Below are 11,661 nucleotides of genomic sequence, written 5' to 3' on the forward strand. Positions count from 1 at the left end.
GTGAAGCCTATGCATAAGTTGTGATGAGAAATAGTGGCAATTTGCCTATTTTGACATAGTATGTATTGACTTATGTATAGGAGGGGAAAATCGCGTGAAGATCCATATCGTTCAAAAAGGCGACACCTTATGGGAAATTGCAAAAAAATATGGGGTCGACTTCCAAGAACTAAAAGCTGTCAATACTCAGTTAAGTAATCCCGATATGATTATGCCTGGTATGAAAATTAAGGTGCCAACCGGAACTGTTCATGTAAAAAAAGAAGCTCAAATTGGTGGTGCTAAAAAAGAGGCTCAGATTAATGTAGCACCGAAAGAGGAACAGATTCAGCATCCATTTGCTGAAATTGCACCACAACCTTTTCCTGTAATGGATTTTGAAGAGGAGGTACCAGAGGTTGAAGAGGAAGTAAAGGGCGTTGAGACTGGACCATATATTCCTCAAATGCCACAAATGCCTCAGATTTTTGTGATGCCGCAGATGCCAATTGCTCAACCACAGATGCCAGTTGCACCGCCACCACAAATGCCGCAATATCAGCCACTAGAAATCGATATAAATAATTTTAATCTAATGGAAATGGGGATGCCACAAATTCCAACACCACCAACCAATATTCTACCTGGAATGATGGCGCCGGAAGAAGATTTTGGACCAGAAGAGGATTTTGAAGCAGAAATGCCGCAAATGCCACAAATGCAGCAAATGCCACAAATGCCGTTACAACAGCCAGCTATGTTTAATAATTGTGTACCAATTACGCCAGTTATGCCTGGGTATGGCTTTAATTATGTACCAGGGTTTCAGGGAGGCTTCCCACCACAACAAGGGCCATTTAATCCGATGGGAGGATTCCCTCGAACAGAAGGGGTAAAAGAGGAAGTAAAAGAAGAAATGCTACCTGTTCAAATGGCACCAGTACAAATGCCACCAGTACAAATGCAACCGCAACATCCATTTGAAATCGATATTAACAATTTTAATATTATGCAAGCACAAATGCCTCAAATGGTCGCAGGTGTAGAAGATGAATTTGAAGATGTACATGTAATGCCACAAATGGCACCAATGCAGGCACCGCCGTTTCCAATGGGGCCATGTGTACCAGTTACTCCAGTAATGCCGGGTTACGGATTTAATGGAGGTTTCCCTGGACCTGCTGGCTTCGGACCAAATATGCCAATGCAAGTTGCACCACAAGCCGTAAGTCCAGCGATGGCTAACAATCCAGGACCAGGTTTTGCTGGACCAATGAATCCACAAATGATGCCATCACAATTTTATAATAAAAAAGATTGTGGCTGTGGTGGACCGAAACCACCATTTGCAGGATTCCCGCAACAAGGCTACCCAATGATGGGGCAACCAGGATTTCAAGGACAATTCCAACCACCATTTCAACCTCAGTTCCAAGGTGGTGGATTCCCGGGATATCAGGGTGCACCGTTTGGAATGAATCCAAATCAGCAAATGCCATTTAACCCTATGTTTAACATGCCAGATGTTGATGATGACTTAGACGACTAATCATAAACATATAAAGAAGGACGAATAAATCATACATTTTCGTCCTTGTATTTTTTTTAGTCTTTATATAAAAGATAAATTCTAATAATGTAAAAAGAATAAAACAGACTTATCTGTCCAAGATTTAAACAACCTGCAAAAAACTAACAGAAATAATCCCCCTTTGAATAAGCCAACCTAAAGGTGAACATGTAGATATGTTCAAAAGGTCAAAGGGGGTTATTGTATTGAGGAAGATACTCTATACAGTTTCGACTGCAGCATTATTACTTGGTGGTCTAACGGCGTGTAATACAGATAATCAAGGGGCGGGTCCAAACAAGGATTATAATGATAATGCTAGACCAATCGGTTATTACTCGAATGAAAATAATCGAAATAATGAAGATGGAAATGGAAACCGTCTTCGTGACAATGATGGTCCATTAACAGAAATTATGGATCGCACAGGGAATAACAGGAATGACCGTACCGGTATTATGAACAATCGAAATGACAGAAATAATCGCACTGGCATCATGAACAACAGGAATAACGATGACAGAACCGGTATGGTAAATAACAATGATAAAACAAGAAAAAATCGTCCTGGGATCATGAATTATCGCGACGAACAACGTCGAAATGGTATCATGAATAACCGTAATGGTCGAACAGTTAACCCTTTTAATGATGGTAACCCAAATACAATTAGAGATAATGGACATGGACATTCCGATACTAACTATCACAGCCATCTCAATGACAATAACCATAGAGTACAAACATATGGATATTACAATGACAACGGAAATTTAGTTCGAAAAATTTCCGAACGTGCTTCAAAGGTAAAAAATGTTGATGATGCTCGTGTCATCGTAACAGACGATAATGTTTTAGTTGCTGTTGATACGAACGATAATTCAAATCGTAATAATGTCCAAGACGCTGTAGAAAGGGCTGTACAGCCATTAGTTGGAAAACGTAATGTCAATGTTGTGACAGATGAAGGTACTTTTACACGAGTACGTGATATCGATAATGATATACGTAACGGGAATAGACGTGAGACAATTGATGCTGACATAAAAGACCTTTTTGACAACATTGGCGATGCTATTCGTGAGCCATTCACAAATCATAATAGGGGTTAACGTAACCTGCATATTGCATATTTAATTGGGTGTCCTTTGGGACATCCTTTTTTTATGGAATATTTTTTCAAAAAACATTGGATATTCTTGTTAATAATGGTCAAACTAATTTGTGTGGGACGGTCATATACAAGTGTAAATAAGAGTTGGCAACTAATTGTAAGAGGTGATGCCAAAATGAGAATGATTGTAAAAGTAATCGTTTGTCTAACGATTGTTTTTATATTGCCTAGCTTTTCTGGAATTAATGCCGAGTTAAAAGAAGAACATAATAATTCTGTTCAAGAGGTAACCGGTCCATTAGAGGTCACTGTTATTCTTGAACGTGTTTATGTAGACGGCGAGGTAAGTGAAGAAATAATAAAAGAAACAATCCTATCAATGGAAGATTTTTGGGCACAGTATGAGGACTGGAACCTAGTCCATCAAGATGATACTCAAGTTGTTTTTCAACAACGAATAGACGATATTTCACCTTTGCTTAAAACAAATGGCTATTTTGGTATAACGGAAGATGGAATTTTATCTATCTTTAATGGAAAACCAGATGAATCAGAAAAGGTTATCCAATCATTCTTTCAGATCGACGTTGAGAAGCTTGAAAGTTATCAACATGATTTACTAAAAAAGGGAATCAAAATAGGGACTAAAGATGAGTATATTAATGTCATTGAAACCTACAAAACTTATACATCCTCCCCTTGATATAAAACATTTTTGAGAGACTAGACCCCTTCTAGTCTCTCTTTTATTTTTAGTCTTTTTTTGACGAATATGATAAAATGGGGTACAGCAAAGTAGGGGAGAGAATAAGTTTGATTGAATTTATTAAAGGGACGGTTGACTACATAAATCCGGAATATATCGTTATCGAAAATAATGGAGTGGGCTACCAAATTCTTACACCAAATCCGTTTATTTTTAAAAAAAATAATAAGGAAATTGTTTATACATATCAGCATGTAAGAGAAGATATATTAGCACTTTATGGCTTTAAGACACGTGAAGAGCGTGCTTTATTTTTGAAACTCTTAAATGTTACAGGGATTGGTCCAAAGGGAGGACTCGCGATTTTGGCTTCGGGGGAACCAGAACAAGTCATTCGTGCGATTGAAAACGAGGATGAAAAATTCCTTGTCAAGTTTCCAGGTGTAGGGAAAAAGACAGCTCGACAAATTATATTAGATCTTAAAGGAAAGCTCCATGACCTTATGCCAACGCTCCATCCCGATTTGTTTAGTGAAGATCATGAATTTGTGGATAATACGAGTCACACAGAAATTGATGAAGCAGTTGAAGCGCTTAAGGTGTTAGGTTATGCGGAGAGAGAAATCAATAAAGTGTTGCCAGAGCTAAGAAAAGAAAAGCTCTCAACGGATCAATATATTAAAAAGGCTTTACAAAAGCTATTAAAATAAGGAGGATGCTTGGATGGAGGACAGAATCGTTTCAGGTAGTGCCAATTACGAAGAGTCAGCAATCGAGCAAAGCCTCAGACCACAAACCTTAGCTCAATATATTGGTCAAGAAAAGGTAAAATCAAATTTATCGATATTTATTGAAGCAGCTAAAATGAGACAAGAAACCCTGGACCATGTATTATTATATGGACCTCCAGGACTTGGAAAAACAACGCTAGCTACGATTATCGCAAATGAAATGGGTGTAAATATACGGACAACCTCAGGGCCAGCTATAGAAAGGCCTGGGGATTTAGCGGCTATTTTGACAGCACTTGAACCTGGTGATGTCCTTTTTATTGACGAAATTCATCGCCTTCAAAGGTCCATCGAGGAGGTTTTATATCCTGCGATGGAGGATTTCTGTTTGGATATCGTGATTGGTAAGGGAGCGGGGGCACGTTCTGTTCGACTTGACTTACCCCCCTTTACTTTAGTTGGAGCAACAACACGTGCTGGCTCATTATCTGCACCTCTTAGGGATCGATTTGGGGTGCTGAGTCGACTTGAATATTACACTGAAAATCAATTAGCTGGTATTGTAACAAGAACAGCTGAATTGTTGGAAGTAGAAATTGATGGACAAGCAGCCAAAGAAATTGCGAGACGATCAAGAGGGACTCCAAGGATTGCGAACCGTTTACTAAGACGAGTAAGAGACTTCGCACAGGTACGTGGCAATGGTACCATTACAACACAAATGGCAGATATTGCTCTAGAATTGCTACAGGTTGACCGTTTAGGTCTTGATCATATTGACCATAAATTACTTAGAGGAATCATTGAGAAATTTCGAGGTGGTCCGGTTGGTCTCGAGACGATTGCTGCAACGATCGGCGAGGAGGCGCATACGATTGAAGATGTATATGAGCCTTACCTTCTGCAAATTGGTTTCTTGCAACGAACCCCGCGTGGTCGAATTGTAACTGAACAAGTATATCGACATTTTCAAATTGAGGTTCCAAAGGAGTAATAACCTAATCATATACGCCTTGGTGTATATGCGCCCGATTTTTTTCGAGCTCGCTCGAAAAATTACCTTTGAAAAATCGTGGCATCCGCCGGAGGCTTTTTAACTTTATTCAATTAAGTTTTTTCCTACACGAAAATTGACTAACAAATAGATGCCTTCGTTCCGATACCTTATAAGGAGTGAATAAAGTTAAAATGGGTAAAATGCTAATGATAATGGGGATTCTACTATTAGTAGTCGGTTTTATTATGCATTTTATAGGAAAACTGCCTGGGGATATTGTAGTGAAAAAAGGAAATACCACATTTTATTTTCCAATCGTTACATCTATTGTAATTAGTATTGTATTATCATTAATTTTTTACGTATTTGGTAAGTTTCGTTAGAAAGTCAGTAGAAATTAGGTGGAAATATGAAAGTAGAATTATTTGATTTTGATTTACCGGAGGAATTAATTGCACAAACACCGCTGGAAAATCGAGAAGCTTCGCGCTTAATGGTAGTGGACAAAGAGACAGGGGCAATTACTCATACTCATTTTCGTTCAATCCTATCTTATCTAAATAAAGGAGATTGCCTAGTCTTAAACGATACACGTGTGTTGCCAGCAAGACTTTATGGGGTAAAAGAGGACACGGGTGCAAAAGTAGAAGTACTCCTTTTAAAACAAAAAGACGGTGATAATTGGGAGACTCTTGTAAAGCCTGCAAAACGTGTGAAAGAAGGTACTGTGTTAACCTTTGGTGATGGGCGATTAAAAGCAACGTGTACGTCAATCGGTGATCACGGTGGAAGAATGTTGAACTTTCATTATGAAGGTATATTTTATGAAGTTTTGGAAGCCTTAGGCGAGATGCCATTGCCCCCTTATATTCATGAGCAATTGGATGACAAAGAACGATATCAAACAGTGTATGCAAAACATCGTGGTTCAGCAGCAGCGCCTACAGCTGGGCTGCATTTTACAGAAGAACTTTTACAGCAAATCCGTGATCAGGGAGTACATACAGCTTTTATTACCTTGCATGTTGGGTTAGGAACATTTCGTCCCGTCAGCGCAGACACAATTGAAGATCATGATATGCATTCTGAATTTTATCAAATGACAGAGGAAACTGCTAATTTACTAAATGAGGTAAAAAGAAATGGCGGTAAAATCATTTCTGTGGGAACTACCTCAACTAGAACCCTTGAAACGATTGTGAAAAACAATGGCAAATTCGTTGAATCAAGCGGTTGGACGAATATATTTATATACCCAGGATATCAGTATGAGGCAATTGATGGTCTTATAACAAACTTCCATCTTCCAAAGTCAACACTGATTATGCTTGTAAGTGCACTGGCCGGACGCGAGAATATACTTCATGCGTATAACGAAGCAGTAAAAGAACGGTATCGATTCTTTAGCTTCGGAGATGCAATGCTAATTAAGTAAGACACAGTCCAAATTTGATATTTCGGGTGGTGAGTTATCACACCCACGATAAAGGAGACATATAAGTGACAGCAATAAGATACGAACATATTAAGACTTGTAAGCAAACAGGTGCGAGACTAGGAATTGTACATACCCCGCACGGTTCTTTTGAAACACCTGCTTTCATGCCAGTGGGAACACTTGCAACGGTAAAGACAATGTCACCAGAAGACCTTAAGGAGATGGGTGCTGGTATTATTCTAAGTAATACCTACCATCTATGGTTAAGACCAGGCCATGAAATCATCAAAGAAGCGGGTGGCTTGCATAAATTCATGAACTGGGATCGAGCAATTCTCACTGATTCGGGAGGATTTCAGGTATTTAGTTTAAGTGAATTTAGAGAAATTAAAGAAGAAGGCGTTCATTTCCGTAATCATTTAAATGGAGATAAGTTATTTTTGTCACCAGAAAAAGCAATGGAGATACAAAATGCACTTGGCTCAGATATTATGATGGCATTTGATGAGTGTCCACCATATCCAGCTAGCTTTGAATATATGAAGAAATCTGTTGAACGTACCAGTCGTTGGGCTGAAAGATGCATACAGGCACATAGTCGCCCACATGACCAGGGACTATTTGGTATTGTTCAGGGAGGGGAATATGAGGAACTTCGTAAACTAAGTGCAAGGGATTTAGTATCCCTAGACTTCCCAGGCTATGCTGTAGGTGGCTTATCTGTTGGTGAGCCTAAAGACGTTATGAACAGGGTACTCGAGTTTACAACACCACTTTTACCAACGAATAAGCCTAGATATTTAATGGGTGTTGGTTCGCCGGATTCCTTGATCGATGGAGCAATTCGTGGCATTGATATGTTTGACTGTGTACTACCAACTAGAATTGCTAGGAATGGAACGCTTATGACTAGCGAAGGAAGATTAGTTGTTAAAAACGCGGAGTATGCACGTGATTTTGGACCGTTGGACGAAAATTGCGATTGTTATACATGCAAAAATTATAGCCGTGCTTATATTAGACACTTAATAAAAACAAGTGAAACATTCGGAATAAGACTTACTACTTATCATAATCTTCATTTTCTGTTAAAATTAATGGAGCAAGTCCGTCAAGCGATTCGCGAAGATCGTCTTGGAGACTTCCGTGAAGAATTTTTTGAGCGATATGGTTTTAATAAGCCGAACGCGAAAAACTTCTAACTAAAGAAAAAATGAAAAAAAAGATAGAGTCGGGAGGTGAAATAAATGGAAGGTATTTTAGGAACAGTTGGTCCTTTGATTCTAATGTTTGCGATTTTCTATTTCTTGTTAATTCGTCCACAACAAAAGCGTCAAAAAGCTACTCTTAATATGCAATCTAACCTGCAAAAAGGGGATAAGGTTGTAACTGTAGGCGGTTTACACGGAACAGTTGATGCAATTGACGAAAACAAGATTATTATTAAATCTGGAAATGCAAATCTTACATATGACAGACAAGCAGTACGTGATGTCATCAAGGACTAATTTTTCATAAAAAAAAGAGCGACTCGGGCGCTCTTTTTTTGTTTTTCTATTAAGCATCTCTTCTTGAAGGAGTGGTCATATTTACACCGAAAATTCCACCAATTACAGCTGCCGCTAAAAAACCAACATGATACATTGTTTGTTCCGCAGTGAATGTAGCATCATACCCTAAGAATTGAACAATGAATACAATGATAGAATATAAAATACCTGTGCCTCCACCAATGAGCCAACCTTTTTCCTTTCCTTTTCCACCTGAAACAAAACCACCGATGAAAAGAGCAAGGAAGGAAGCCCCTAAAATCACCCAGGACATTGAAGATTCCTGAAGTGAAGTAAATCGAAGTAATAGTGAGATTAGTAAACTAGATACAATAACAATTAAAAAAATTGCTACCACACCATAAACCATTGCAACTCCCATTTTCCTCATATCGATTCTCTCCCCCTCAAATGTATACAGATAACCCTTAGTACGAGCATATTCACTATCACAATGAATTAGAATAAAAAATACAAACTTTTCTTGTCCATTTAACATATCAGGAAAAATTCGAATAATGTTTTAAGAGAATTTGAGCACACTAAGTTGCAGTATGTGTTTTATATATTAGGGTCCATTTGAGAGGGGGGACTTTCATTGGAAGAATACCTCATCATTGTAGGGAGGACTATTTTACTTTATGTTATCTTGTTAACAATTTTTCGGTTAATGGGTAAACGGGAAATTGGGGAACTCAGTCTTATCGATTTAGTCGTTTTTATGATGATTGCAGAGATGGCTGTTATCGGTATCGAGAGTACTAGAGACCCAATACTCCATTCACTGATACCAATGATTTTACTAATGGGGATACAATACTTACTAGCCCTGCTGTCGTTAAAAAGTAAAAAACTTAGAGAACTCATCGATGGACGTCCAACAGTTATTGTGAATAGGGGTAAAATTGATGAACATGCTATGAGACAGCAACGATATAATCATGATGATCTTATGATGCAACTACGTGAAAAAAACATAAAAAATTTAGCTGATGTGGAATTTGCTATACTTGAGTCATCAGGAGAATTGTCCGTGTTGGAAAAAAGTAAAAATGAACCTTCTGATTTCTCAGACTATACAATTGATTTACCAGTCGTTCTTGATGGAGAAATACAAGTGGAACATTTAACACAAATTAATAAGACAGAATTTTGGCTCCGATCTGAGTTGAAGAAATTAGGTTATAGTGATATTAAGAAAATTTCTATTTGTAATTATCATCATGGAAAACTGCATGTAGATATAAAAGATGAAAAAAGGTAACCACGGTCGGGTTACCTTCTGGCTTAGTAATTACAAAAGTGCTGCAAGCTTTGGTCCAATAAACGGAATTCTCTTAACTTCCTCTTTTGTTAAAAGCTTAAATACAAATAATAAAACAATATAAATGAATGATGTAACACCAATTGCTGACAGTGTTCTCATAGCAAGGGAACCATCCGTTAAACAGAATTGATAAAAGTAATGACCACCTATTCCTGCTAGAACCATGGTTATACCACTCTTTATATAGTCCTTAACATAAAAACTATAGGAAATCACTTTTACAATTGTTGAAAAGTGCAGCAAGGTTACAAGCATCATTCCAATGACAATAGCAAGAGCTGCCCCCATAATCCCAAGGGAAGGTCTTGTTGCTAGAATAAAAATTGCGCCAGTTTTTATAAAATTACCGATAAAACTATTAATCATTGCAGCTTTGGCTAAATCAAGAGCCTGCAAGGTTGCTTGAAGTGGACCTTGGAAGTAATAAAAGATAAAAAACGGAGCCATTACTTTTATATAAATGGCTGAATTACTATTCCCATACATTAGCTCCATTACTGGAGAAGCAAACACATATAAAACAACAATTGCTAAGCCACCTGAAACAAGAGATAATCGTAACGCCTGTTTGAGACGATATTCAATTAATAATGTTTGCTTTTTTGCTGCTGCTTCACTTATAGAAGGCACAAGTGCCGTAGAAAGTGAAGTCGTAATAAATGAAGGAAGCATAAGTAGTGGTAATGCAAAACCGGTTAACTCCCCGTATTGTCTGGTCGCGATATGTGTTACGACGCCTGCAATGGCTAAGCTTTGGGCAACGACAATCGGTTCAAAAAACCAAGAAATCGACCCAATCATTCTACTGCCTAATGTTGGTACCGCAATTCGTGTCAAATCATTGAAAGTTTCCTTTCCGTGCTTAGCTGATTTAAAAAAGTTTTGCCGGATTCGGATTCGTTTTTTCAGTTTGAACATAAAGAATAAATAAATGAGTGACATTAATTCTCCCACAACGGCAGAAAGCATTGCACCTGCTGCAGCGTATTCAATCCCCATTGGTAAAAACGCATTCGTAAATACATACACTAAGGTAATTCTGACGACTTGTTCAATTACCTGTGAATAGGCAGGTGGCTTCATATTTTGACGACCTTGAAAATAACCACGGAGAACAGAAGATATCGCTACGATTGGGACAATCGGTGATATTGCTAACAAAGGATAATATGTCCTTTCATCGGTTAGAAGCGTCTCAGATAATAATGGTGCAAGAAAAATCATCATAGGTGTAAAAATAATACTTAATGTCCCAGTAATGGATAGGGAAACAACCAAGATTTTTTTAATTTTTCTTCTATCACCCTGTGCCTCTGCTTCAGCTACTAATTTCGATATGGCCACTGGAAGTCCCATCTGGGTTAATGTAATGGTGAGGACAAATGTAGGGATTGCCATCATATACAGCCCTACACCTTCTTCACCGATAAGACGGGCGACAACAATTCTATTAATAAACCCCAATATTCTAGTAATGAGACCTGCAATAATTAATATTAACGTACCTTTAAGGAATGTTTGCTTTGACAATTCATTTTCCCTACCTTCTCAAAAAAGGTGATATCATTTACAATTAACTATATGCTAAGTAGGTGGCCAAGCATGACAAGTATTGTTAACTATATTCAGTAGAGGTCAAAACTTATACTGAATATAGTTAAAGCCTCCGGCGGATGCCACAGATTTTGAAAGGAATCTTTTCGAGCAAGCTCGAAAAAATCTAGGCACAAATACGCCAAGGCGCATTTGATTAGTTAGTTGAAAAATGGGAGAGATGATGAGTGAGTCAATCAGAGAATCACATGTATGACAAGTATCGTGAAACAGTTCGTCCATTTTTAAAGAGCAAGCTGGAAGAATTCGTACTTTATGGATACGACAGCGTTAAAGAGGAAGAACTGTGGGAGTTCATGAAAAGTAAAACATGGAGAAAAGAAAGAGAAGAAAAGCAATTGCACCAAATTGTCAGTGATATTCTCGGAGTAAAAGTTGGAGATTATATGAACTATGCAACAGTAGAGGCTTTTAAAGCACCGAATTGGTTTGAAGGTGAAGGAAAAGCCGCTTTAGAAAAATTACTATAATTCATAGAACCTTAAATTATTTAGATGTAGTTTAATATTCACAAAAGCTGTAATTGACATCAAAATCGCATTGTTTCATAATTGTGATGGAGGGCTTAAAGGACAGGCTAGGTTTTTTACTAGAATAGAATTGTCAAGCTCTTGGCTCCATCGGCCAGTGGACAT

General features: G+C 38.0%; 13 protein-coding genes. 11 read left to right on the forward strand and 2 right to left on the reverse strand.

Annotated features, from left to right (window positions below; translation table 11 throughout):
• Window positions 1-94: 94 nt before the first annotated feature.
• The 9 genes from safA (at window position 95) to yajC (ending at window position 8,043) form a co-directional block, all read left to right on the forward strand.
• Window positions 95-1,528 (forward strand): SafA/ExsA family spore coat assembly protein, encoded by a 1,434-nt coding sequence (gene safA / locus AC6CHV_RS13640; protein ID WP_498079053.1) that lies wholly within the window; start codon window positions 95-97, stop codon window positions 1,526-1,528.
• A 227-nt stretch (window positions 1,529-1,755) separates the two neighbouring features.
• The gene (locus AC6CHV_RS13645) at window positions 1,756-2,661 is read left to right on the forward strand and encodes a YhcN/YlaJ family sporulation lipoprotein (RefSeq protein ID WP_341330754.1); all 906 of its coding nucleotides are present in this window, start codon (window positions 1,756-1,758) and stop codon (window positions 2,659-2,661) included.
• A gap of 177 nt (window positions 2,662-2,838) precedes the next feature.
• Window positions 2,839-3,366, forward strand: a complete 528-nt coding sequence (locus AC6CHV_RS13650; RefSeq protein WP_341330755.1) for a BofC C-terminal domain-containing protein — start codon at window positions 2,839-2,841, stop codon at window positions 3,364-3,366.
• A 110-nt stretch (window positions 3,367-3,476) separates the two neighbouring features.
• On the forward strand, window positions 3,477-4,079 hold the full coding sequence (gene ruvA, locus AC6CHV_RS13655; RefSeq protein WP_121447727.1) for a Holliday junction branch migration protein RuvA: 603 nt from the start codon (window positions 3,477-3,479) through the stop codon (window positions 4,077-4,079).
• 13 nt (window positions 4,080-4,092) lie between these two features.
• Complete coding sequence (ruvB, locus tag AC6CHV_RS13660) at window positions 4,093-5,094, forward strand: Holliday junction branch migration DNA helicase RuvB (RefSeq protein ID WP_341330756.1); 1,002 nt, start codon at window positions 4,093-4,095, stop codon at window positions 5,092-5,094.
• A gap of 194 nt (window positions 5,095-5,288) precedes the next feature.
• The gene (locus AC6CHV_RS13665; RefSeq protein WP_099352136.1) at window positions 5,289-5,480 is read left to right on the forward strand and encodes a DUF2905 domain-containing protein; all 192 of its coding nucleotides are present in this window, start codon (window positions 5,289-5,291) and stop codon (window positions 5,478-5,480) included.
• A 26-nt stretch (window positions 5,481-5,506) separates the two neighbouring features.
• A complete protein-coding gene (gene queA / locus AC6CHV_RS13670; protein ID WP_440272238.1) occupies window positions 5,507-6,532 on the forward strand; it encodes a tRNA preQ1(34) S-adenosylmethionine ribosyltransferase-isomerase QueA in 1,026 nt (341 codons plus the stop codon).
• A 65-nt stretch (window positions 6,533-6,597) separates the two neighbouring features.
• Window positions 6,598-7,737: a tRNA guanosine(34) transglycosylase Tgt gene (tgt, locus tag AC6CHV_RS13675; protein ID WP_121447730.1), complete on the forward strand. Its 1,140-nt coding sequence runs from the start codon at window positions 6,598-6,600 to the stop codon at window positions 7,735-7,737.
• Between the two features lie 45 nt (window positions 7,738-7,782).
• Complete coding sequence (yajC, locus tag AC6CHV_RS13680; protein ID WP_099352139.1) at window positions 7,783-8,043, forward strand: preprotein translocase subunit YajC; 261 nt, start codon at window positions 7,783-7,785, stop codon at window positions 8,041-8,043.
• A gap of 49 nt (window positions 8,044-8,092) precedes the next feature.
• On the opposite strand, the gene AC6CHV_RS13685 is transcribed toward yajC, so the two are convergent.
• A complete protein-coding gene (locus AC6CHV_RS13685; protein WP_121447731.1) occupies window positions 8,093-8,476 on the reverse strand; it encodes a TIGR04086 family membrane protein in 384 nt (127 codons plus the stop codon).
• 207 nt (window positions 8,477-8,683) lie between these two features.
• On the opposite strand from AC6CHV_RS13685, the gene AC6CHV_RS13690 reads away from it, so the two are divergent.
• On the forward strand, window positions 8,684-9,349 hold the full coding sequence (locus AC6CHV_RS13690) for a YetF domain-containing protein (protein ID WP_121447732.1): 666 nt from the start codon (window positions 8,684-8,686) through the stop codon (window positions 9,347-9,349).
• Between the two features lie 30 nt (window positions 9,350-9,379).
• On the opposite strand, the gene spoVB is transcribed toward AC6CHV_RS13690, so the two are convergent.
• Window positions 9,380-10,942, reverse strand: a complete 1,563-nt coding sequence (spoVB, locus tag AC6CHV_RS13695) for a stage V sporulation protein B (RefSeq protein ID WP_498079054.1) — start codon at window positions 10,940-10,942, stop codon at window positions 9,380-9,382.
• Window positions 10,943-11,214: 272 nt separating this feature from the next.
• Here spoVB and AC6CHV_RS13700 point away from each other — a divergent pair, with 272 nt between their 5' ends.
• Complete coding sequence (locus AC6CHV_RS13700) at window positions 11,215-11,496, forward strand: post-transcriptional regulator (RefSeq protein ID WP_341333516.1); 282 nt, start codon at window positions 11,215-11,217, stop codon at window positions 11,494-11,496.
• The last annotated feature ends 165 nt before the right edge of the window (window positions 11,497-11,661 follow it).

The sequence above is a fragment of the Ferdinandcohnia sp. GQ5 genome, from assembly GCF_059759275.1.